This window comes from Cellulomonas sp. PhB143 (genome assembly GCF_003752595.1).
Classification (GTDB): Bacteria; Actinomycetota; Actinomycetes; order Actinomycetales; family Cellulomonadaceae; genus Paraoerskovia.
On record NZ_RKIJ01000010.1, the window covers coordinates 369,676 to 392,244 of the forward strand.

At 74.1% G+C, this 22,569-nt stretch carries 22 protein-coding genes; 12 read left to right on the plus strand and 10 right to left on the minus strand.

The window, feature by feature from the left end:
• Positions 1-85: 85 nt before the first annotated feature.
• Positions 86-1,237 (plus strand): recombinase RecA, encoded by a 1,152-nt coding sequence (gene recA, locus EDF32_RS05800; RefSeq protein WP_123307684.1) that lies wholly within the window; start codon positions 86-88, stop codon positions 1,235-1,237.
• A gap of 5 nt (positions 1,238-1,242) precedes the next feature.
• The gene (locus tag EDF32_RS05805; protein ID WP_199734826.1) at positions 1,243-1,920 is read left to right on the plus strand and encodes a regulatory protein RecX; all 678 of its coding nucleotides are present in this window, start codon (positions 1,243-1,245) and stop codon (positions 1,918-1,920) included.
• A 48-nt stretch (positions 1,921-1,968) separates the two neighbouring features.
• Here the strand turns inward: EDF32_RS05805 and EDF32_RS05810 are convergent, their stop codons facing one another.
• From EDF32_RS05810 to EDF32_RS05825, 4 genes are all read right to left on the minus strand, one after another.
• Positions 1,969-2,898, minus strand: coding sequence for an amino acid ABC transporter permease (locus EDF32_RS05810; RefSeq protein WP_123307544.1), 930 nt, complete (start codon positions 2,896-2,898; stop codon positions 1,969-1,971).
• Positions 2,895-3,584, minus strand: a complete 690-nt coding sequence (locus tag EDF32_RS05815) for an amino acid ABC transporter permease (protein ID WP_123307545.1) — start codon at positions 3,582-3,584, stop codon at positions 2,895-2,897. The genes EDF32_RS05810 and EDF32_RS05815 overlap by 4 nt, the downstream gene beginning before the upstream one ends.
• Before the next feature lie 103 nt (positions 3,585-3,687).
• Entirely contained in the window at positions 3,688-4,542 is an 855-nt protein-coding gene (locus tag EDF32_RS05820; RefSeq protein WP_123307546.1) for a glutamate ABC transporter substrate-binding protein, read from the minus strand.
• 76 nt (positions 4,543-4,618) lie between these two features.
• The gene (locus tag EDF32_RS05825; RefSeq protein WP_123307547.1) at positions 4,619-5,419 is read right to left on the minus strand and encodes an amino acid ABC transporter ATP-binding protein; all 801 of its coding nucleotides are present in this window, start codon (positions 5,417-5,419) and stop codon (positions 4,619-4,621) included.
• 93 nt (positions 5,420-5,512) lie between these two features.
• Here EDF32_RS05825 and miaB point away from each other — a divergent pair, with 93 nt between their 5' ends.
• Positions 5,513-7,093: a tRNA (N6-isopentenyl adenosine(37)-C2)-methylthiotransferase MiaB gene (miaB, locus tag EDF32_RS05830; RefSeq protein WP_123307548.1), complete on the plus strand. Its 1,581-nt coding sequence runs from the start codon at positions 5,513-5,515 to the stop codon at positions 7,091-7,093.
• 71 nt (positions 7,094-7,164) lie between these two features.
• On the opposite strand, the gene EDF32_RS05835 is transcribed toward miaB, so the two are convergent.
• Positions 7,165-7,659, minus strand: a complete 495-nt coding sequence (locus tag EDF32_RS05835; RefSeq protein ID WP_158614059.1) for a YbjN domain-containing protein — start codon at positions 7,657-7,659, stop codon at positions 7,165-7,167.
• Positions 7,656-8,243 (minus strand): YbjN domain-containing protein, encoded by a 588-nt coding sequence (locus EDF32_RS05840; protein ID WP_233565730.1) that lies wholly within the window; start codon positions 8,241-8,243, stop codon positions 7,656-7,658. The genes EDF32_RS05835 and EDF32_RS05840 overlap by 4 nt, the downstream gene beginning before the upstream one ends.
• Before the next feature lie 91 nt (positions 8,244-8,334).
• Here EDF32_RS05840 and EDF32_RS05845 point away from each other — a divergent pair, with 91 nt between their 5' ends.
• The 3 genes from EDF32_RS05845 to dapF are packed head-to-tail and all read left to right on the plus strand — an operon-like array spanning position 8,335 to position 10,871.
• Entirely contained in the window at positions 8,335-8,940 is a 606-nt protein-coding gene (locus EDF32_RS05845) for a hypothetical protein (RefSeq protein WP_123307550.1), read from the plus strand.
• Positions 8,937-9,890, plus strand: a complete 954-nt coding sequence (gene miaA, locus EDF32_RS05850; RefSeq protein WP_123307551.1) for a tRNA (adenosine(37)-N6)-dimethylallyltransferase MiaA — start codon at positions 8,937-8,939, stop codon at positions 9,888-9,890. The genes EDF32_RS05845 and miaA overlap by 4 nt, the downstream gene beginning before the upstream one ends.
• Positions 9,891-9,902: 12 nt before the next feature.
• Positions 9,903-10,871 (plus strand): diaminopimelate epimerase, encoded by a 969-nt coding sequence (gene dapF / locus EDF32_RS05855; protein ID WP_123307552.1) that lies wholly within the window; start codon positions 9,903-9,905, stop codon positions 10,869-10,871.
• 4 nt (positions 10,872-10,875) lie between these two features.
• Here dapF and EDF32_RS05860 read toward each other — a convergent pair whose 3' ends face one another.
• Positions 10,876-11,520, minus strand: a complete 645-nt coding sequence (locus EDF32_RS05860) for a class I SAM-dependent methyltransferase (protein WP_123307553.1) — start codon at positions 11,518-11,520, stop codon at positions 10,876-10,878.
• A gap of 143 nt (positions 11,521-11,663) precedes the next feature.
• Between EDF32_RS05860 and hflX the strand changes: the two genes are divergently transcribed.
• From hflX to EDF32_RS05875, 3 genes are all read left to right on the plus strand, one after another.
• Positions 11,664-13,211 carry a GTPase HflX gene (gene hflX, locus EDF32_RS05865; protein WP_123307554.1) on the plus strand — a complete coding sequence of 516 codons (1,548 nt, stop codon included), beginning with the start codon at positions 11,664-11,666 and terminating at the stop codon, positions 13,209-13,211.
• Between the two features lie 68 nt (positions 13,212-13,279).
• Positions 13,280-15,346 carry an ATP-dependent DNA helicase gene (locus EDF32_RS05870; RefSeq protein ID WP_123307555.1) on the plus strand — a complete coding sequence of 689 codons (2,067 nt, stop codon included), beginning with the start codon at positions 13,280-13,282 and terminating at the stop codon, positions 15,344-15,346.
• 36 nt (positions 15,347-15,382) lie between these two features.
• Positions 15,383-16,336 carry an L-lactate dehydrogenase gene (locus tag EDF32_RS05875; protein WP_123307556.1) on the plus strand — a complete coding sequence of 318 codons (954 nt, stop codon included), beginning with the start codon at positions 15,383-15,385 and terminating at the stop codon, positions 16,334-16,336.
• A 16-nt stretch (positions 16,337-16,352) separates the two neighbouring features.
• Here EDF32_RS05875 and lexA read toward each other — a convergent pair whose 3' ends face one another.
• Complete coding sequence (gene lexA, locus EDF32_RS05880; protein WP_123307557.1) at positions 16,353-17,078, minus strand: transcriptional repressor LexA; 726 nt, start codon at positions 17,076-17,078, stop codon at positions 16,353-16,355.
• A gap of 267 nt (positions 17,079-17,345) precedes the next feature.
• Between lexA and EDF32_RS05885 the strand changes: the two genes are divergently transcribed.
• From EDF32_RS05885 to EDF32_RS05895, 3 genes are all read left to right on the plus strand, one after another.
• Entirely contained in the window at positions 17,346-17,759 is a 414-nt protein-coding gene (locus EDF32_RS05885; RefSeq protein WP_123307558.1) for a LysM peptidoglycan-binding domain-containing protein, read from the plus strand.
• A 128-nt stretch (positions 17,760-17,887) separates the two neighbouring features.
• Positions 17,888-18,439, plus strand: coding sequence for a transcriptional regulator NrdR (nrdR, locus tag EDF32_RS05890; RefSeq protein WP_123307559.1), 552 nt, complete (start codon positions 17,888-17,890; stop codon positions 18,437-18,439).
• Between the two features lie 134 nt (positions 18,440-18,573).
• Positions 18,574-18,774 carry a DUF5302 domain-containing protein gene (locus tag EDF32_RS05895; protein WP_123307560.1) on the plus strand — a complete coding sequence of 67 codons (201 nt, stop codon included), beginning with the start codon at positions 18,574-18,576 and terminating at the stop codon, positions 18,772-18,774.
• A gap of 107 nt (positions 18,775-18,881) precedes the next feature.
• On the opposite strand, the gene serA is transcribed toward EDF32_RS05895, so the two are convergent.
• Positions 18,882-20,081, minus strand: coding sequence for a phosphoglycerate dehydrogenase (serA, locus tag EDF32_RS05900; protein ID WP_123307561.1), 1,200 nt, complete (start codon positions 20,079-20,081; stop codon positions 18,882-18,884).
• Between the two features lie 73 nt (positions 20,082-20,154).
• Positions 20,155-22,431, minus strand: coding sequence for an AAA family ATPase (locus EDF32_RS05905; RefSeq protein WP_233565731.1), 2,277 nt, complete (start codon positions 22,429-22,431; stop codon positions 20,155-20,157).
• Between the last annotated feature and the right edge of the window lie 138 nt (positions 22,432-22,569).

Below are 22,569 nucleotides of genomic sequence, written 5' to 3' on the forward strand. Positions count from 1 at the left end.
CGGGCTGCGCGACACCTGACCGGCGAGACCGAAGACGCAGCAGACGCAACGGCACGACTCGTGCCACGAGACGAAGGTGACCGACATGCCTGCACCTGCAGACCGCGAGAAGGCGCTCGAGGCAGCGCTCGCCCAGATCGACCGCAGCTTCGGCAAGGGCTCGGTCATGCGGCTGGGCGACGAGGGCCGCGCGCCGGTCGACGTGATCCCCACCGGCTCGATCGCGCTCGACGTGGCGCTCGGCATCGGGGGGCTCCCGCGCGGACGTGTGGTCGAGATCTACGGCCCGGAGTCGAGCGGCAAGACGACCGTCGCGCTGCATGCCGTCGCGAGCGCGCAGCGCGCCGGCGGCATCGCGGCGTTCATCGACGCGGAGCACGCCCTCGACCCTGACTACGCGAAGAAGCTCGGGGTCGACACCGACGCCCTGCTGGTCTCCCAGCCGGACACCGGCGAGCAGGCCCTCGAGATCATGGACATGCTGATCCGCTCCGGCGCGCTCGACGTCATCGTGATCGACTCCGTCGCGGCGCTCGTGCCGAAGGCCGAGATCGAGGGAGAGATGGGCGACAGCCACGTGGGCCTGCAGGCGCGCCTCATGTCGCAGGCGCTGCGCAAGATCACCGGCGCGCTGAACTCCTCCGGGACCACGGCGATCTTCATCAACCAGCTGCGCGAGAAGATCGGCGTGTTCTTCGGCTCTCCCGAGACCACGACCGGTGGCAAGGCGCTGAAGTTCTACGCCTCGGTGCGCATGGACATCCGGCGGATCGAGACGCTCAAGGAGGGCACCGACGCGGTCGGGAACAGGACGCGCGTCAAGGTCGTCAAGAACAAGATGGCGCCGCCCTTCAAGCAGGCGGAGTTCGACATCCTCTACGGGGTGGGCATCTCCCGCGAGGGCGGCCTGATCGACATGGGCGTCGAGCACGGCTTCGTACGCAAGTCGGGATCCTGGTTCACGTACGGCGGGGACCAGCTCGGTCAGGGCAAGGAGAACTCCCGCGCCTTCCTGCGGGACAACCCGGACCTCGCCAACGAGCTCGAGAAGCGCATCAAGGAGAAGCTGGGCGTCGGCGCGACGCTCGACGCCCCCGCGGGCGAGGTCACGGACGGGATCCCGCCGGTGAGCATCGACGGAGCCACGGCGCCGTCGTCCGTGACGGCCGGCGCCGCCGGACCGGCGGCGGCGCGCGCGAAGGGCCGTGCCGCGAAGCCCGCGAAGGTCGACTTCTGACCGACGTGGTCTCGCAGCGGCGACACGGCGCGGCGGGCGGCGCCCGCCCGGCCCCGGAGGACGAGGAAGCTCCGGGGCCGGGCGGGCGGCGGCGTCCGACGATCGCGGAGCGCATCGCCGACGGCGAGCTCGACCACGAGGCCGCGACGGAGAAGGCGCGCGAGCACGTGCTCCGCTCCCTGACGGCGGCGCCGCGGAGCCGGGGTCAGCTCACGGAGGCGCTCGCGCGCAAGGGATATCCCGAGGCGGTGATCGAGCCGCTGCTGGAGCGGCTCGTCGAGGTCGGGCTCGTCGACGACCGCCAGCTCGCCGAGATGCTCGTCCGCACGCGCCACTCGGAGCGCGGTCTCTCGCGCCGGGCGCTCGCCCAGGAGCTGCGGCGCAAGGGCATCGACGAGGAGACGGCACGGGGGGCCCTTGCGCAGGTAGACGACGACGACGAGGCCGACGCGGCGCGGGAGCTGGTCAGCCGACGCCTCGCCCGCACCCGCGGGCTGGATCGCGACGTTCGCGTACGCCGGACGGTCGCCGCGCTCGCGCGCAAGGGGTACGGGCCTTCCCTGGCCTTCGAGCTGGTCCGCGCGGCGCTCGACGCCGAGGCCCTCGAGGACGAGACGTCGGGCAGCGAGACGTCCGGGTTCGAGGCCGGCGGCGAGGGGTCCGGCGGCGCGCGCTACGCCTAGCCACAGGGCCCGGACCGGGGCCGGCAGCGACGTCTTGGTGACGGTGGCTCAGCCCTGTCGGGGCCCGAGCAGGCCCTGCTGGTCGTGCTCGTCCGTGCCCGCCTGGAGCGTGGCGCCGGCGCCGGCGCCGTTCTCCAGCCCCGCGCCCTGGACGCCGGTCGACCCGGCGGTCCTGCCGCGCAGGCGCCCGCCGAGCGCCTCCGCCGCCTTGGTGAGCGAGTAGTTGATGAGGATGAACATGACGGCCGCGACCGTGAGCGACTGCAGGATGTTGCTGTTCCCCGACCCGAAGAGCCGGGCCTGCTGCAGCAGCTCCGGGTAGAGGATGATCGCGCCCAGCGCGGAGTCCTTGAGCACCACCACGAGCTGCGAGACGAGGGCCGGGAGCATCGCGACCAGGGCCTGAGGCACCTCGATGCTGCGCAGCGACTGGTCGCGGGTGAGGCCGATCGCGAGGGCCGCCTCCCGCTGACCGGACGGAAGGCCGTGCACGCCGGAGCGGACGAGCTCCGCGACCACGGAGCCGTTGTAGAGGATCAGCGAGAGCACCACCGCCCAGAAGCTCGGGTCGGGGAGGTCCTTCTGGGCGAAGAGGAGCCAGAAGAAGATCATCATCAGGAGCACGGGCACGGCCCGGAAGAACTCGACGACGATCGTGCTGACCACGCGGACCGCGCCCATGTGCGACAGGCGCCCCATCCCGAAGACCAGCCCGAAGACGACCGCTCCGACCACGGCGACAGCTGCGGCGCGCAGCGTCGAGAGCAGGCCGGGCAGGTAGAAGTTCGTCCACGCGTCCGCGGTGAAGATCGACGTCCACTTCTCGGCCTCGAGCTGTCCTTGCTGCTGCAGCCGCAGGAGCACGACCGCAGCGAGCGCGAGGACGACGATCGCCGCGACGAGGTTGCCCCAGCGGATGCGCCGGCGCGCCACCGGTCCTGGGGCGTCGAACAGGACGGTCCGGGTCTGCGAGCTCATCGGCGTACCGCCAGTCGTCGGGACAGGGTGGTGGTCAGGAGGCCGACGGGGATCACGAGGATCACGTACCCCACGGCGAAGGTGAGGAAGATCGCGTAGATCAGGCTCGAGTTGAACTCGATCATGTTCTTCAGGAGCGTCGACGTCTCGGTCGCGACGCCCGCCGCAGCGGCGACGGTGGAGTTCTTGATGAGCGCGATCAGGGTGTTGCCGAGGGGAGCGATCGCGCCCCGGAACGCCTGCGGCAGGATGACCATCCGCGCGGCGGGCAGGAACGAGAGGCCGATCGCGCGCGCGGCCTCGGCCTGGCCGAGGGGCACCGTGTTGACGCCGCTGCGGATCGACTCGCAGACGAACGCGGCGTGGTAGATCGCCAGGCCGATGACGGCGAGCCAGAAGAAGTTCGTGGGGAAGTCGTCCGACACCTGGATCTTCAGCTGGCCCCACACGCCGAGGGTCATGAAGACCATGATGATCGTCAGCGGCGTGTTGCGGAACACGGTCACGTACGCGGTCCCGACCCAGGCCAGGCTCGGGACGGGGGAGATGCGGAAGAGTGCCAGGACGCACCCGACGACGAGGGCGATCAGGCCCGCCCAGAACGTCAGCTGGATGTTGACCCAGAACGCACCCAGCACGTCGTAGCTCGCGAAGAGCTCGCCGAACTGTGAGAGGAAGTCGCTCACCGAGGGACGCCTTTCCGGTGGTGTCGGGTGCCGGTCGAGGGGGAGCGACCGGGGTCAGGCCGTGCGGGGGCGAGGAGCGCGAGGCTCCTCGCCCCGGCCGCGGTCAGGCGCAGTCGTCGAGCGCCGGCGGGTTCTCGTCGGCGTTGGGCGTGTACCCGGTGCCCTCGGTGTTGTCCTTGATGAAGGTGTCCCACGAGCCGTCGTCGAACATCTTCTTCAGCGAGGTGTTGATCGCCTCGCACTGGTCGCTGTCCTTGGGGATGCCGACGCCGTAGCGCTCGGTCGAGAACGGGTTGCCGACCACCTTGACCTTGCCCTGGTTGCCCGGCTGGGCCGCGAGCCCGGCGAGGATGATGTCGTCCGTCGTGACGGCGTCGACCTGGCCGGAGGAGAGGGCGGTCACGCACTCGGCGTACCCCGGCTGCTCGAGGAGGTTGACCTTCGAGGCCAGCTCGTCCTTGATCCGCTGCGCGGAGGTCGAGCCGGAGACCGAGCAGAGGTTCTTCCCGTTGAGGGACTCGGGCCCGGTGATGTCGCTGTCGTCCTCGGCGACGAGGAGGTCCTGCCCGGCGACGAAGTAGGGGCCGGCGAAGGAGACCGTCTTCTTGCGCTCGTCGGTGATGGAGTAGGTCGCGAAGATCATGTCGACCTGGCCGGTGCTCAGGAGCGTCTCGCGCTGGGCGGAGGGCGCCTCCTTCCACTCGATCTGGTCGGCGTCGTAGCCGAGGTCCTTCGCCACGTAGGTCGCGACGTCGACGTCGAACCCGGAGTACTTGTCGCCGTCCTTGAACCCGAGCCCGGGCTGGTCGTACTTGATCCCGATGGTGATCGTGTCACCGCCGCCGCTGCCGGCGGTGCTGCCGCCGTCACCGCCGTCGTCGGAGTCGCTGCTGCAGGCGGTGAGCGCGATCGCGCAGGCCGCGAGGCCCGCGAGTACCGCTGTTCGTCGTGCTCGCATGTCGTTCCCTTCGTCGGTCCCGGGTGCGGGAGTGCTGGTCCGAGGTCCCGGGGTCGGGCCTCGAGCCCGGGTGCTCTCAGTGCGTGAGGATCTTGGAGAGGAAGTCCTTCGCGCGGTCGCTGCGGGGGTTCGTGAAGAACTCCTCCGGGCTCGCCTCCTCGACGATCTGGCCGTCGGCCATGAAGACGACCCGGTCGGCGGCGCGGCGCGCGAAGCCCATCTCGTGGGTCACCACGATCATCGTCATGCCTTCCTTGGCGAGCTGGACCATGACGTCGAGGACCTCGTTGATCATCTCGGGGTCCAGCGCCGACGTCGGCTCGTCGAACAGCATCACCTTGGGGTGCATGGCCAGCGCCCGGGCGATGGCGACGCGCTGCTGCTGGCCGCCGGAGAGCTGGGCGGGGAGCTTGCCGGCCTGGTTCGCGACGCCGACGCGCTCGAGCAGGCCCATCGCCTCCGCGCGGGCGGCGGACCGCGAGAGCCCGCGCACCTTGATCGGCCCGAGCGTGACGTTGTCGAGCACGGTCTTGTGCGCGAAGAGGTTGAACGACTGGAAGACCATCCCCACGTCCGAGCGCAGCCGGGCGAGCGCCCTGCCCTCCTCGGGCAGCGGCTCCCCGTCGACCTCGATCGTCCCGGAGTCGATGGTCTCGAGCCGGTTGATCGCCCGGCACAGGGTGGACTTCCCGGACCCCGAGGGCCCGATGACGACGAGCACCTCGCCGTGGTCGACGGTCAGGTCGATGTCGCGCAGGACGTGCAGGTCGCCGAAGTGCTTCTGCACGTCGCGCAGCGAGACGAGCGCCGCGCCGGCGACCTGGCGCGGGGCCTCCGGGCCGTCCGGGGACGGGCGGGGCGGGGATGCGTCGGCCATGTGCCGAACCTATGGGTGTTTTGTGACGGGCGCACCCAGGCCGGGGTAACGGTCCGGCAACGACCCGGCGCGACCGCCGTATCCTGGTCGGTGATGTCCACGACCGCCCCCGCCCCCGCCTCCGCGAGCCGCACGTACCTCGTCAAGACCCTCGGCTGCCAGATGAACGTCCACGACTCCGAGCACATGGCAGGCATGCTCGAGGCCGCCGGCTATCGCCGTGCCGACCCGGAGGACGAGGCGGCCCAGCGCGCCGACGTCGTCGTCGTCAACACGTGCGCGGTGCGCGAGAACGCGGCCACCAAGCTCTACGGCAACCTCGGCCGGCTCGCGTCGATCAAGGCGGACCGGCCCGGCATGCAGATCGCCGTGGGCGGCTGCCTGGCGCAGAAGGACCGCGGCGCGATCGTCGAGCGGGCCCCGTGGGTCGACGTCGTCTTCGGCACCCACAACCTGGACGCCCTGCCGGTGCTGCTGGAGCGCGCGCGGCACAACGAGGCCGCGCAGGTCGAGATCGCGGAGTCCCTGCAGGTCTTCCCGTCGACGCTGCCCACGCGCCGCGAGTCGGTCTACGCCGGCTGGGTGTCGATCAGCGTCGGCTGCAACAACACCTGCACCTTCTGCATCGTGCCGCACCTGCGCGGCAAGGAGCGCGACCGCCGTCCGGGGCAGGTCCTGGCGGAGATCGAGGCCCTGGTCGCCCAGGGTGCGGTCGAGGTGACGCTGCTCGGGCAGAACGTCAACTCCTACGGGGTCGAGTTCGGCGACCGTGGCGCCTTCGCGAAGCTCCTGCGGGCGTGCGGACGGGTCGAGGGGCTCGAGCGCGTGCGGTTCACGTCGCCGCACCCGGCATCGTTCACGGACGACGTGATCGCCGCGATGGCCGAGACGGACAACGTGATGCCTCAGCTGCACATGCCGCTGCAGTCCGGCTCGGACCGTGTGCTGCGGGCGATGCGCCGCTCCTACCGCTCGGACCGTTTCCTCGGCATCCTCGACCGGGTGCGCGCGGCGATGCCCGACGCGGCGATCACCACGGACCTGATCGTGGGCTTCCCCGGTGAGACGGAGGAGGACTTCGAGCAGACGCTCCGCGTGGTCGAGGCGTCGCGCTTCTCCTCCGCGTTCACCTTCCAGTACTCCCCGCGGCCGGGCACGCCCGCCGCCGACCTCGGGGACCAGGTCCCCAAGGAGGTCGTCCAGGAGCGGTTCGAGCGGCTGCTCGCGCTGCAGGACCGCGTCTCGAGCGCCGAGTCCGCCCGTCAGGTCGGACGGACCGTCGAGGTCCTCGTCACCGACGGCGCGGGCCGCAAGGACGGCGAGAGCCACCGCCTGACGGGACGCGCCCCGGACAACCGGCTCGTGCACCTGGCGGTGCCGCCCGCCGTCGCCGACCTGCTCGCCGGACCGGACGCCGTGCCTGCGCGCGCCGCCGCGAGCGTGCCCGACGACGTCCCCCGCCCGGGCGACCTCGTCACCGTCGCGGTCACGGCCTCGGCGCCGTACCACCTGCTCGCGGACTCGGCCCTCGCGGGGGGTCCGTACGCCGTGCGACGCACGAGGGCGGGGGACGCCTGGGCGCGCCGCGCCCGCGGGGAGGCGGAGCACACGCACCCCACCGCGTCGAGCGGCCGGGGGCCGGTCGGGCTCGGGCTGCCGGCGCTGCGCCCCTGACCTGCCCCTGACCTGCCCCTGACCGGCGCGCTGACCGGTGCGCCGCGCAGACCCCACCGGCCCGGCCGGGATCAGCCCAGGGCCACCAGGCCGTCGACCGACTCGAAGAACGCGATCGACGAGGCGAGCCCGCACGTGACGGTCTGCTCCAGCTGGAGGCTCGTGGCGCCCTGCTCGTAGTCGACGGAGACCTCCGCCCAGACCGTCAGGCGGTCGTCGGACTCCTCCACGTGCGCCCGGGGCCAGCGACGGTCGCGGTTCCAGTCGTTGACGGCCCGCAGCAGCACGGTCCGGCGCTCGGCGGGAAGGTCGTCCCCCCAGCGACCGCGGACCTGCAGGATCTCGTTCTCGTCGCCCAGGAGCCGGAACCAGACGCGGTGCCCGTCCCACGTTCCCGTGATCTGGCCGGGAGACGTCCGGAAGTGGTACCCGCGCCGCGCCAGCTCGGCGGCGACGCGCTCGGTGGTCAGGGGGGTGGGCCGCTCCGGGGGCTCGGCCCGCCCGGCGCCGCGACCTCGCGCGGCCCGGCGCACGCGCGTGACCCAGCCCGCGCCCGGGCGGGTCACGGCGCGCCCGCCGCCGGGTCGGGAAAGGCCTCGTCGAGCGTGTCGAAGAACGACGCGGCCGTGTGCAGCCCGCAGCGCAGGAGCTGGTCGAGCTGCTCGTCGTCGACGCCGTGCTCCAGGTCGACGGCGGTCTTGGCGAGCAGGTGCACCTGCCCGACGTCGTCGACCTGGGCGTACGCGGTGGGCCAGATGCGCGAGGCGTTCCACTCGTTGCACAGCTCGAGGACCTGCTCGAGCCGTTCGATCGACACGATCCGGTTCCACTCGGCGACCATCTCGAGGATCTCGCCGTCGGCGCCGGCCGACGTGACCGCCCAGCGGCGTCGGTCCCACGTCCAGCCGAGGTCGCCGTCGGCATCGACGAACCACGGCAGCCCGCAGTCGTGGGCCCAGTCGACGAGCCGGTCGGGGCGCAGCGGCGCGGGCGGCGCCAGCGCGGGGCCGCCCGCGTCGTCGTCCGGGGACTGGGCCAGGGCCGACGCGATCTCGCGGACGAGGACCTCCTCGACCGCGGACGGGAGCTGCTCCTCGTCGGTTTCGCGAGGGACGCCCGGCAGGCGGCGGCGTGCTCCGAAGAACCTCACCCCGTCAGCGTACCCGCCGACGCCGCGCGCACCCGGTGACGGGCGAGCGCGGCCGACCTCGCGCCCCGGGGGCGCCCGGTAGCGTTGTCCCGTGACCGTCCGACTCGTCGAGATCCCCGGGACCGCCCTGCTCGTGCCGGGGGCCGCGGGCCGCGCGGACGTGCTGCCCGAGGCGCGTCGCGCCGTTCTCGACGCGCTCGCGCTGGCGCTGGCCCCGGCGGGTTCCTCGGAGAACGGGACGGACCGCGTCGTGGTCGTGGCACCCGGCCCCCGTCCCCGTCGCGGCGCGCTGCGCCCCGACCTCGCCCAGGCGGGTCTCGAACCCTCGCGGCTCGGGTGGGCGGTGCCGCCGTCCGGGGCGGACGACGGCGCAGGAGATCCCGCCGGCGTCGCGGCGTCGGTGGCGCTCCTCGCGCTCGCGGCGGCGGGGTGGCGCGGGCCCGTCGACGTCGTGGAGGTCGTGCGCGGCCGCCCCGACGAGGCCGCCGTCCCGGCCGGCGCCGTGCCTCCGGAGACCTCGTGGTCCACGACCTGCGCGGTCCCCGGGACGCTCGTGGTCGGGGTGGACGACGCCGCCCGGCACCTGGCCGCGCAGGCGGGGGTCGACGTACGGGGCGAGGTCCTGTTCTCCGGTCCCGGACCGGGCGGCGCGGACTACGAGGTCGCGAGCGCGTCGTTCCCGGTGGTGGCCGCGTGATCGTCGCGGTCGTCGGCCCCACGGCGACGGGAAAGTCGGACCTGGGCATCGAGCTGGCGCTCGCGCTCGGCGGCGAGGTGGTCAACGCGGACGCCTTCCAGCTCTACCGCGGCATGGACGTGGGGACCGCCAAGGTGCCTGTCCCCGCGCGCCGGGGCGTGCCGCACCGGTTGCTCGACGTCCTCGACCCGGCGCAGGACGCGTCCGTCGCCGACTACCAGCGCGACGCGCGCGCGCAGTGCGCGGAGCTGGCGGCGTCGGGGCGCCGCGCCGTCGTCGTGGGCGGGTCGGGGCTGTACGTGCGGGCGCTGCTCGACCGGATGGACTTCCCGGGCACCGACCCGCGCGTGCGCGCGGAGCTCGAGTCGCGCGCAGAGACCGAGGGCGCGCGCGTGCTGCACGCGGAGCTCGCCGCCGTCGACCCCGAGGCGGCGGCGTCGATAGGCCCGCGGAACGTGCGCCGCGTCGTGCGCGCGCTGGAGGTGGTCGCTCTCACCGGGCGGCCGTACACGGCGAACCTGCCGCGCCAGGAGTACGTGGCGCCCGCGGTCCAGATCGGGCTCGACTGCGACCGCGACGCGCTCGACGCGCGGGTCGAGGGCCGCGTCGCGGCGATGTGGGACGCCGGTCTCGTCGAGGAGGTCCGCGGGCTGCGGGACTCGCTCGGGCGTACGGCCTCGCGGGCGGTCGGCTACGCGGAGGTCCTCGAGATGCTGGCCGGGCGGTGGGACGAGGACGAGGCGCGCTCGCGAGTCGTGGCGGGGACGCGGCGCCTCGCGCGCAAGCAGATGGGGTGGTTCGGTCGGGACCCGCGGGTGCACTGGCTCGACGCCCGCTCGGAGGAGCTGGTCGCCGACGCGCTCACCCTCGTCGCCGCGGCCGACGCCGGACGGCTCGTCGAGCCGCGCGGCGCGCACGACGGCGGCGTGCGCCGGCCGCTCGGGTCGTGACACGCTGAGCCCATGAGCTCCCCCCGCACCGATCCCGGGCCCGCCACGGGTGCCGTCTCCACCGCCGCCGGCCTGCTCGAGTTCGTCAAGGGCCACGGCACGCAGAACGACTTCGTGCTGATCGACGACCGCGCGGACGAGGTGGAGCTCACGCCGGAGCTGGTCCGGGCGCTCGCCGACCGGCGTGGCGGTGTGGGGGCCGACGGCGTCATCCGGCTCGTGCCGAGCAGCGCGCTCGAGGAGGGCCGCGCGGTGCTCGCCCGGGAACCCGCGGCGACCTGGTTCATGGACTACCGCAACGGCGACGGCTCGGTCGCCGAGATGTGCGGGAACGGCGTGCGCGTGTTCGCGGCCTTCGCCGAGCACCTCGGTCTCGTGGACGTGGCCGACGGCGCGTGGCACGTCGCGACGCGGGCCGGGCTGCGCACCGTGACCCGCGACGCGCACGGGTGGTACGCCGTCGACATGGGCGCCTGGTCGTTCCCCGGCGGCGCCGGCGCGGAGGTCGAGGGAGCCGACGCGACCGTCGTCCTGCCCGGCTCCGACGTCGCCCGGGCCGCGCTGAGCGTGGACCTCGGCAACCCGCACACGGTCGTCGCGCTGGGCGAGGAGGCGGAGCTCGACGCGCTCGACCTCGGGCACGCGCCGCGCGTCGACCCGGCGCCGCCGCACGGGACGAACGTCGAGGTGGTCGTCCCCCTCGGGGAGTCCGTCCAGGCGGACGGGACCGTCGTCGGGCGGGTGCGGATGCGGGTGCACGAGCGCGGCGTGGGGGAGACCCGGTCGTGCGGGACGGGCGCCTGCGCGGCGGCGCTCGCCGTCCGCGCCTGGGCGGGGGCCGGGGCCCCGGACGTCTGGCAGGTCGAGGTCCCGGGCGGGGTGGTGCGCGTGCGCGTCCTGGCGGACGGCCACGTCGAGCTGGCGGGCCCCGCGCGCCTGGTGTTCAGCGGGGCCCTGGACCGGGTGGCCCTGACCGGCTGACGCCTCAGCCGTCCCGGCGGACCTCGAGCACGCGGAAACCCTTGGCGCTCGCGGCCCGGGCCGTCGTCAGGCCCTCGAGGCGGTCGTCGGCCCAGGCCTGCAGCGAGTCCGCGCCGAGGTTGCGCTGGACGACGAGGTGGGCGGCGCCGTCGGGCGTCAGCCGGGGCAGCCAGCGCTCGAGCATCGCGTGCAGCGCGGCCTTGCCCACGCGGATCGGCGGGTTGGACCAGATCGCGTCGAAGCGCACGTCGTCGGGGACGTCGTCCGGGCGTGCCGCGCGGAGCCGCGGGGCGCCCGCGGCCACGGCGTTGCGGCGGGTCAGGTCGAGGGCGCGCTCGTTGACGTCGAGGGCCCACACGTCCGCCTCCGGACGCTGCGCCGCCTGGGTGAGGGCGACGGGACCCCAGCCGCAGCCGAGGTCGAGGAGCTGGCGGGCCGTCCCGTCCGCCCGGGGGCCGTCCGGCAGCGGCGGGACGCTCCGCAGCAGCACCTGCGTGCCGAGATCCAGGCGACCGGGCGAGAAGATCCCCGAGGCCACCTCGACGTCCAGCTCCCGACCGGCGAGGCGGACCGTGATGCGCCGACGTTCCTCGGGCGCCGCGGGCTGGGCGGTGAAGTAGTGCTGGGGCTCTGCGGGGGGCTCGTCCACGACGGACGATCCTATGCGAGCCGGGCCTGCGGGTCTTGCGCCCTGAGCGATCACCGCCGCACCGGGCGCAATTTCGCTGTCGCGGGACTTCTCGGCGTGCCAGGCTTGTTCATCGAGCACCACCCCTGAGACGAGAGGCACCCATGACGCAGAGCCCGGCGAACGGCACGTCCCCCGGTTGGCACCGCGCGGACGACGAGTCCCCCGAGGAGCGGGACGTGGCCGGCGACGTCGTGGCACGCGTCCTGGCCCGGGCCGGCACGGCGCGCTCCGAGGGGGCGACCGTGCACACGACGTCGGACGGCGAGCAGCTCGACCTGGTCGAGCGTGCGGCGCTGCGGCGGGTGGCCGGCCTGTCCACGGAGCTCGAGGACGTCACCGAGGTCGAGTACCGCCAGCTGCGGCTCGAGCGCGTCGTCCTCGTCGGCCTCTGGTACGGCAGCGCGGACGAGGCGGAGGTCTCGCTCCGCGAGCTCGCCGCGCTCGCGGAGACCGCGGGGTCGCAGGTGCTCGACGGCCTGCTGCAGCGGCGCCAGAAGCCCGACCCGGGCACGTTCCTGGGCTCCGGCAAGGCAGCCCAGCTCGCGGAGATCGTCGCGGCGACGGGCGCCGACACCGTCGTCGTGGACAGCGAGCTGGCACCGTCCCAGCGCCGGGCGCTCGAGGACATCGTCAAGGTCAAGGTCATCGACCGCACGGCCCTGATCCTCGACATCTTCGCCCAGCACGCGAAGTCGCGAGAGGGCAAGGCGCAGGTCGAGCTGGCGCAGATGGAGTACATGCTCCCGAGGCTGCGCGGGTGGGGCGAGTCCATGTCCCGCCAGGCGGGCGGCCAGGTCGGCGGGGCCGGGGCCGGCATGGGCTCGCGCGGGCCGGGCGAGACGAAGATCGAGCTCGACCGACGCCGTATCCGCACGCGGATGGCGAAGCTGCGCCGGGAGATCGCCGCCATGGCGCCGGCCCGCGAGACCAAGCGCTCCTCCCGGCGTCGCGGCGCGATCCCGTCGGTCGCGATCGCGGGCTATACCAACGCGGGCAAGTCGTCGCTGCTCAACGCGCTGACGAACGCGGGGGTGCTCGTCGAGAACGCGCTCTTCGCGACCCTCGACCCGACGATCCGCCGCGCGCAGACCGAGGACGGACGGGTCTACACGCTCGCCGACACCGTCGGGTTCGTGCGCCACCTGCCGCACCAGCTGGTCGAGGCGTTCCGCTCGACGCTGGAGGAGGTCGGCGAGGCGGACCTGCTGCTGCACGTCGTGGACGCCTCCCACCCTGACCCCGAGGGGCAGATCGCCGCGGTGCGCGAGGTGCTCGCCGACGTCCCGGGCGCGTCGGACGTGCCGGAGGTGATCGTCCTCAACAAGGCCGACGTCGCCGACCCGGAGGTCGTGGCGCGGGTCCGGCTCCGGGAGCGGCGGACCATCCTCGTCTCCGCGCACACCCGTCAGGGCATCGACCAGCTTCTCGAGCTCGTCGAGGCGGAGCTGCCCCGTCCGGCGGTGGAGGTCGACGTCGTCGTCCCCTACGACCGGGGCGACCTGGTGCACCGGGTGCACGAGTCGGGCGAGATCTCCTGCGAGGAGCACACCCCGACGGGCACGCACCTGCGGGCGCGGGTGGACGAGGCCCTGGGCGCCGAGCTCGCGGGGTTCCCTCGCGGGCACGGCGCGGACCCGCTCGCGGTCTGAGGAGGACGGCGGTCCACAGGCCCGCCCGCGCGTCCCGCGGCGCCCCCGCGCGACCGTAGGATCGGACGATGACTCGGCAGGCCCAGGGCGACTCGGACGGTGCCGACGTGGACGACGCCGGCGCCCCGACCGGGGAGGGGACCGGGGTCCAGGAGCTGCTCTCGGCGGCCGTCGCGTCGCTCGGCGGGCGCCCGCGCGCAGGCCAGCAGGAGATGGCCGAGGCGGTCGCGGCGGCGGTCGGCTCGGGCGAGCACCTGCTGGTGCAGGCCGGCACGGGCACCGGCAAGTCGCTGGGGTACCTCGTGCCCGCCGTGCGGCACGCGGTGACGGAGGACGAGCGCGTCGTGGTGTCGACGGCGACGCTGGCGCTGCAGCGCCAGGTGATCACCCGCGACCTCCCGCTCGTCGTGGACGCCCTGGCGGGTCTCCTTCCCCGGCCCCCGCAGGTGGCCCTGCTCAAGGGCTGGCACAACTACCTGTGCCAGCACAAGGTCGCGGGGGGCTACCCGCAGGACGATGCCACGCTGTTCGACATGCCCGGCGCCGAGCACGCCGGCGCGGCCGAGCACCCCAGCGCCGGCAGCAGCCGACGACCCGACGACGCGGGGCTCGGCGCGCAGGTGGTGCGCGCGCGCGCCTGGGCCGAGGAGACGGCGACCGGCGACCGTGACGACCTCGTCCCTGGCGTGTCCGACAAGGCCTGGCGACAGCTCTCGGTGACCGCGCTCGAGTGCCTCGGCCAGCGGTGCCCGATGCTCGACGGCTGCTTCCCCGAGGCGGCCCGCGCGCTCGCCCGCGAGGCGGACGTCGTCGTGACCAACCACGCGATGCTCGGCATCGCCGCCTCCGGCTCGCCCGGCGTCCTGCCCGAGCACGCGGTCGTCGTCGTCGACGAGGCGCACGAGCTCAGCGACCGGGTGACGGCGGCCGCCACCGTGGACCTCTCGGTACCGGCGGTGGAGCATGCAGCCCGGCTCGCCCGGCGCCACGGGGCCACCGTCACGGACGACCTCGACGCGGCGTCGCGGCTGCTCGGCACCGTCCTCGCGGGCCTGCCGCCCGAGCGGTTCCCCGAGGGGCTCCCGGACACGGCGCGGGTCGCGGTCGCGGCCGTCCGGGACGCGGCGCGCCACCTGGTGAGCGCGCTCAAGCCGGACACGTCGCAGGGCTCGTCGGTCGAGCCGGGCCTGAAGATGGCCCAGGCCGCCGTGCTCGCGCTGATGGAGATCGCCGAGCGCATGGCGGCCGACCCGACGGGGCACGACGTCCTGTGGTGCACCCATCCGGCCGCCGGCTGGGGCGAGGACAGCACGACGCGGCTGCACGCCGCGCCGCTCGCGGTGCACGGCCTGATCCGCGAGAACCTGCTCGGGGAGCGCAGCGGGGTCTTCACGTCCGCGACGCTCGCGCTCGGGGGCTCGTTCGAGCCCGTGGCCCGGACGCTGGGCCTCGGAGGGTCCGACGACGCGTGGGAGGGGATCGACGTCGGCAGCCCCTTCGACTACGCCGGCCAGGGGATCCTGTACGTCGCAAAGCACCTGCCCACGCCCGGGCGGGACGCGGCGACCGAGCACCAGCTCGACGAGATCGCGGACCTGGTGCGGGCCGCCGGGGGGCGCACGCTCGGGCTCTTCTCCTCCCGCCGGGCCGCGGTGGCGGCGGCCGAGGCGATGCGCGAGCGGCTCGACGTCCCGGTGCTGTGCCAGGGGGAGGACCAGCTCGCGACGCTCGTGGCGCAGTTCGCCGCGGACCCCGCCACGTGCCTGTTCGGCACGCTCTCGTTGTGGCAGGGAGTCGACGTCCCGGGCCCCACCTGCCAGCTCGTCCTTATCGACCGGATCCCGTTCCCCCGGCCCGACGACCCGGTGCGCTCCGCCCGCGCCCGCGCGGTCGAGCAGTCGGGCGGCAATGGCTTCATGCAGGTCTCGGCCGCCCACGCGGCGCTGCTGCTCGCCCAGGGGGCCGGGCGCCTGATCCGGTCGCAGGAGGACCGCGGTGTGGTCGCGGTCCTCGACCCGCGCCTCGCGACGGCCCGGTACGGGTCGTTCCTGCGGGGCTCCATGCCCGGGTTCTGGCCGACGAGCGACCGCGCCACCGTCATCGCCGCCCTCGAGCGGCTGCGCGTCCTAGGCTGAGCGAGGACTGACCGAGACGACCGCACCGGAGGCAGCGTGAGACCACGGACGACGAAGCTGGCCATCGTCGGGGCGGGGGCCGTCGGCTCGACGATGGCCTACGCGGCGCTGATGCGCGGTGCCGCGCGGAACGTCGCGCTGCTGGACATCAACCGCAAGAAGGTCGACGCGGAGGTGCTCGACCTGCGGCACGGGCTCGAGTTCACACCGCGAGCGTCGGTCGAGGGATCGGACGACGTCCAGGTCTGTGCCGGGGCGGACGTCGTGGTGTTCACCGCGGGCGCGAAGCAGAAGCCCGGGCAGTCCCGGCTCGACCTCGCGGAGGCGACGATCGGGCTCGTCCGCTCGATCCTCCCCGGTCTCGTCGAGGTGGCGCCGAACGCCGTCTACGTCATGGTCACGAACCCCGTGGACATCGTCACCTACGCGGCGCTTAAGATCTCCGGGCTCCCGCCGAACCAGCTCTTCGGCTCGGGGACGGTGCTCGACTCCTCGCGTCTGCGGCACCTCGTGGCGGAGCACTGCGGCGTGGCGGTGCAGAACGTGCACGCGTACATCGCCGGGGAGCACGGGGACTCGGAGATCCCGCTGTGGAGCAGCGCCTCGATCGGGGGGGTGCCGCTGCTGGACTGGCGGGGTCTGCCCGGGCGCCCGTCCTTCGACGCTGCGACGCGGGACGCGATCGCCCAGGACGTGGTGCGCTCGGCCTACACGATCATCGAGGGCAAGGGCGCGACGAACTACGCGATAGGGCTCGCGGGGTCCCGCATCGCGGAGGCGATCCTGGGCGACGAGGGAAGGGTCCTGCCGGTCTCGACGCTGCTCGAGGGCTTCTACGGGATCGACGACGTCTGCCTCTCGGTGCCGTCCCTCGTCGACCGCCGGGGCTGCGACGTGCGGATCGACGTACCCCTGTCGAACGACGAGTACGACGGGCTCAAGCGCTCGGCGACGGCGATGCGGGAGGCGGCGCGCCGCCTCGGGCTCTGAGCGCCACGCGCCGTCGCTACAGGCTGCGCAGGACCGTGACCACCCGTCCCATGACCTCGGCCTCGTCGCCGGGGATGGGCGAGTAGGCGGGGTTACGGGGCATCAGCCAGACGTGACCCTCGCGGCGCTGGAGCACCTTGACCGTCGCGTCGCCGTCGATCATGGCCGCGACGATCTCGCCGTTCTCGGCGACCGGCTGTCGGCGCACCACGACCCAGTCGCCGTCGCAGATCGCGGCGTCGAGCATCGAGTCGCCGACCACCTTGAGCAGGAAGAGCTCGCCGTCCCCGACGAGCTGGCGCGGGAGCGGGAAGACGTCCTCGACCACCTGGTCCGCGAGGATCGGACCGCCGGCCGCGATGCGTCCGACGACGGGGACGTAGGAGGGCGCGGGGTGCTCGAGCGGGTCGAGCGGTCCCGCCTCCGGCGCGGGGGCCGCGGCGCCGACCGCCCGTGAGTCGTCGGCCTGGACGATCTCCATGGCTCGGGGCCGGTGGGGGTCGCGGCGCAGGTACCCCTTGCGCTCGAGCGCGGTGAGCTGGTGCTTGACGCTGGACGGGCTCGTCAGGCCCACGGACTCGCCGATCTCGCGCATGCTCGGCGGGTATCCGCGCGACTCCAGCGAGGCGCGGATCGTCTCGAGCACCAGGCGCTGGCGCGGGGAGAGAGCGTCGCGCGGGCTGGCGGGCCGGAGCTCGTGGACGTCAGCCAGCCCGTCCGTGTCGGCCGTACTGCGAACCATCGTCGTCTCCTTGGTTGCCCGGGTGCGGTGCGCGGTCGGGGGAGCGGCGCGGACACGGCTGCGGGCGGTGTCCGGACGTCTCCTCCGGCGCCCTCACCCTAGGCCAGAAGCATCCCCGGATCAAACACCTGTTCGACGTGGGGTCGACGCGTGTCGGACCGGCGTGGTAGACATCGTACAGGCGTTCGACGAACACGTGTTCGACGAGCGGGGACGTACGACGCACCGCGGGGTCCGCACCGCGCGGTCGAGGGAGGCGGGACACTCATGGCAGTCATCTCGGTGGACGTGCCGCAGTGGCGCAGGGACGAGCCGGTGCAGCGGGAGGCGGCGGCGCACGCTGTCCGGGCGCGGCCGGTGGCCGCCGAGGTACCGACGCGTCTGGTGCTCACGCGCCGAGGTCGTGCCGTCCTTGCCCTGCTGGTGGCGGTCCTCGTCGCGCTGGCTCTCGGCACGGTCGGGACCGTGGCGTTCGCCGACGGCCCGAGCGCACCCGTCCAGGTGCAGCGGGTGACCGTGGCGCCGGGGGAGACCCTCTGGGAGCTCGCTGGCCGCGTCGCGGCGTCGGGCGACGACCGACGGGACGTGGTCGCGCAGATCCAGGAGATCAACGCTCTGCCGGGCGCCACGATCGAGGCCGGCCGCAGCCTCCTGCTCCCCGTCGGTGGCACGGTGCGCTGAGCCCGAGAGCGTGCGTGTCGGTGTTGCAACGACGCGGTTCCGGCGCATATGTTCGACCCCGCTGCGCGCCGCGTGGCTTCCGGCCCCGCGGCGCACGAGCGCACCGTCGCACGGAGGAGCCCCCAGGGATGCACTGCCCGTTCTGCCGTCACCCCGACTCCCGGGTCGTCGACTCGCGCACGTCCGACGACGGGGCGTCCATCCGCCGACGGCGCCAGTGCCCGCAGTGCAACCGGCGGTTCTCGACGATCGAGTCCGCGAGCCTCGCGGTCGTCAAGCGCTCCGGCGCTACCGAGCCGTTCAGCCGTGACAAGGTCGTCGGCGGGGCACGCAAGGCCTGCCAGGGCCGGCCCGTCAACGAGGACGACCTCGCGATCCTCGCCCAGCGTGTGGAGGAGTCCATCCGCAGCTCGGGGCAGGCCGAGATCGACGCCTACGAGATCGGCCTGGCGACCCTCGGCCCGCTCCGGGAGCTCGACGAGGTCGCCTACCTCCGGTTCGCCAGCGTGTACCAGGCGTTCGAGTCGCTCGAGGACTTCGAGGCAGCGATCCACTCGTTGCGCGCCGAGCACGCGGAGCAGGCGGCGCGCGCCGGGCGCACCGACCTCGCAGGTCCGGGAGCGATCGCCGGCGGGCCGGCGCCCGCGGGCGGAGCCGGCGCACCGGGTGCCGAGGACTGAGGCCGCCCGCGCGGCGGGGACCGGCGCGCCGTGTGGCGGCGGGCGCCGGTCTCGGGGAGCCTGGACGGACGACGGTGGGCCCCGGCACGGGGCCGGACCGCCGCGCAACGACACGCGCACGTGAAGGAGAAGCGATGAGCGACAGCACGAGCTCGACGGACCGTACGCCCACCACGCCGAGCGACGGGACCAAGGCGAAGTTTCGCGAGGCCCTGGACCGCAAGAAGGCGTCCTCGGAGCACCTGACGGCCGACGCGGAGCGCAACACGGGCTCCGTGCACGGCTCGGAGACGGCGGGGCCGGTGCAGAAGACCTTCCGGCGCAAGTCGGGATAGCCGTGCCGGCGGGGTGGCGCCCCGCGACGGACGCCAGGGGCGGGAGCGGGACCTTCGGGTCCGGCTCCCGCCCCTGGCGTGCGTGCTCCGGCTCGCGCCGGCTGGTCTCAGTCGAGGACGCGGACGCGGACGGTCTGGTCCATCGCCCGCAGCGCGTCGACGACGGCCGGCTCGAGGTCCGTGCCGACGTCGGTCACCACGTAGCCGAGATCGCCGCGGGTGGCGAGGAGCTGGCCCTCGATGTTGGTGCCGTGCTCGGCGAGCGTCGCGTTGACCGCGGCGAGCACGCCGGGCGTGTTGCGGTGCAGGTGCGCGAGGCGTCGCACGCCGCTGGTCCGCTCGAGGGCGATGTTGGGCACGTTCACGCTGAGCGTCGTCGACCCGGTGCCCAGGTAGTCCTTGAGCTTGTTGGCCACGAAGTGCCCGATGGCCTCCTGGGCCTCCTCGGTCGAACCTCCGGTGTGGGGGGTCAGGATGACGTTCGCGAGCCCGCGCAGCTCCGACTCGAACGCGTCGCCGCGCTTCTTCGGCTCGGTCGGGAACACGTCGATCGCGGCTCCGGCGAGGTGGCCGGACTCGAGCGCGGTGCGCAGCGCGGGGACGTCGACCACGAACCCGCGGGAGAGGTTGAGGAACACGGCGCCCGGCTTCATGCGCGCGATCTGCTCGGCCCCGAAGAGCCCGGCGTTGCCGCCGCGGCCGTCGACGTGCAGCGTGACGATGTCCGCGACGTCCAGCAGCTCGTCGAGGCTGGCGAGCCGGCGGGCGTTGCCGAGCGCGAGCTTCTCGGCGGTGTCGTAGAACACGACCGACATGCCGAGGTTCTCCGCGAGGACGGAGAGCTGGGTGCCGATGTTGCCGTAGCCGACGATCCCGAGCGTGCGTCCGCGGATCTCGTGGGCTCCCGTGGCCGACTTGTTCCAGACCCCGTCGTGCATCGAGCGGTTGAACTCGGGCTGGCGGCGGGTCAGGGCGATCATGTCCGCGATCGCGATCTCGACGACCGAGCGGGTGTTGGAGAACGGCGCGTTGAAGGTGGCGACGCCCCGCCGCGCGGCTGCGGCCAGGTCGATCTGGTTCGTCCCGATGCAGAACGCGCCGACCGAGACGAGGTCGTCCGCCTGAGCGAGCACGCGCTCCGTGACGTTGGTCTTGGAGCGGATGCCGAGGATCTCGACGCCGCGGAGCGCGGACACGAGCTCGTCCTCGTCCATGGCGCCGGTGTGGTTGGTGACCTCGATCCCGGCGGCCGTCAGGATCTCGGTCGCGGCGGGGTGGAGGTTCTCGAGGAGGAGGGCTCTGGGCACGGCACCATCGTGCGCCCGGCGTCGCGGTGAGACAAACCGGTCTTGACCTGCGGACGCCGTGCGCCGGTGGCGCTCAGGCGCCGCCCGTCAGCCCGTCCGGCAGCTCCTGGGCGTGCACGACGACCAGCCGCCGGGTCGGCCGGGTCATGGCGACGTAGAGGTCGGAGGCGCCGCCCGGACCGTCGAGGACCCGGGCGGGCTCGACCAGGACGACGTCGTCGAACTCCAGGCCCTTGACGCTGCCGGGGTCGAGGACCACGACCTGGGCGTCCGCGGGCGGCTGACCCGCCAGGCGCGCGGCCTCCGCGGCGCCCAGCAGGCGGGGGAGCGCGTCGCGGACCGCCGTGGCGAGGGCCGCGGCGTCGTCGCGGTGGGCGACGACGGCGACCCGCCCGGCCCCGTCGGCAGACGCGGTCTGCGCCGCGAGCGCGGCGACGTGCTCGACGACCGCCAGCTCGAGGCCGCCCCGTCCCGCGCCCGCGACGCGCACGACCTCCAGCGCGTCCGGGACCTCCCGCGCGGAGGTCAGGGTCGAGACGGGCAGGCAGGCCGCGCGGGCGACGGCCTGCGCCGCGTCCGCCACGCTCGCCGGTGTCCGGTAGTTGACCGTCAGCTCGGCGGTGCGCACCGCCGCGCCGAGCACCGGACCGAGCATCGCGGACCACGAGCGTGCGCCCGCCCGGGAGGACGTCTGGGCGACGTCCCCGACGATGGTGAACGAGCGGGTGGGACAACGACGCGCAAGCATCCGCCAGGCCATCGCCGACAGCTCCTGCGCCTCGTCGACCACGACGTGGCCGAAGGTCCAGGTGCGGTCCTGCGCCGCGCGCTCGGCGGTGGTCAGGCGGGGGCCCGACCCGGCGAAACGGTCCGCGAGGGCGCGCGCGTCGACCAGGCCGCCACCCGCTCCGGTCGACTCGAGCACCTGGCGGGCGTACTCGACGGAGGCGGTGTGCTCCCGCTCGGCGGCGCGCGCCTCCGCGGTGGCGACCTGGTCGTCCTCGCCGAGGAGCTCGGCCGCCTCGTCGAGCAGCGGGACGTCGGCCGGTGTCCACGCCGACCCCTTGGGGCGCACGATCGCCGCACGCTCGCCCGCCGAGAGCTCCGGCGCGAGCGTCGCCAGGCGCTCCGGCTTCGCGAGCAGGTCCTCGACGAGCCAGCGCGGCGACATGGGCAGCCAGGCGAGGTTGAGCGCGACCCGGACCTCGCGCACCCGGCGGAGGTCGTCGATCACCTCCGCACGGTCCTGGTCCACGAGCCGCTCGCCCAGCGTGGTGCCGTACTGGTCCGCGAGCCTGCCCAGCATGTCGCGGACGAAGACGGCGCGGGCGAGGTTGTGCGGGCGACGCGCGCGGCGCGCCCTGGCGATCGCGTCGCGCACGTCGCGCCGGCGGATCGTCAGGTCGCGGCCGTCGAGACGCACCGCCACGTCGGCCGCGGGGACCCGCTCGCGCAGGCGGACCGCGCGGCGCACCACGCGGGCCATCAGCGCGAGCCCCTTCACCCGTTCGGCCTCGGACGTGTCGCTGCCGCGCGCGGAGAGGTCGGGCAGCAGGTCCGCGACCGTCGTCGAGACCACGCCGGTCTCCCCGAGCGAGGGCAGGACCTGGTCGATGTAGCGCAGGAAGGACCGGCTGGGACCGACGAGCAGCACGCCGGAGCGCTCCAGGATCCGCCGGTGGGCGTAGAGCAGGTAGGCCGCGCGGTGCAGCGCGACCGCCGTCTTGCCGGTGCCCGGCCCGCCCTGCACGACGAGCGCCCCGTCCAGGGCGGAGCGGATGATCGCGTCCTGCTCGGCCTGGATGGTGGCGACGATGTCGCCCATCCGGCCGGTGCGGCCGGTCGCGAGGGAGGCGAGGAGCGCGCCCTCTCCGGTGAGGCCGGACGCCGCGCCGGCGTCGACCGCCGCGTCGAGGTCGAGCACCTCGTCCTCGACGCCGGTCACCGACCGACCGCGGGTGACGAGGTGCCGGCGGCGCGCCACGCCGTCGGGCCGCACGGCGGTCGCCCGGTAGAAGGCCTGCGCGGCGGGCGCGCGCCAGTCGGTCAGCACGGACGCGTGGTCGTCGTCCGTCAGCCCGATGCGCCCGACGTACCGCTGCTCGCCGTCGGCGAGGTCGAGCCGGCCGAACGCGAGCCGGTCCTCGACGGCCTCGAGCTGGGCGAGGCGGTCCTCGTAGAGCGTCGCGAACGCGTCGCGCTCGCTGCGGTTCTGGGGGGAGCCGGACGGTCCGGCCCGCCGGACGTCCGCCAGGCGTGCGCGCGAGCGGACGCGCAGCTCGTCGAGCCGCTCGTACAGCGCGTCGACGACGGCCTGCTCGGACTCCAGCTCGTGCTGCCTGCTCGCCACTCGTCGTGTCCTCGTCCGTGCGTCGGCCGACGTCGCCGCCGGCCCTGCCTGCGGTCGGCGATGGCCGACCCCGCCCGGCCGTGCGGCCGTGCGGCCGTCCATTATGGCCCTGCCGCGGGCCCGACGGCGACGAGCGCC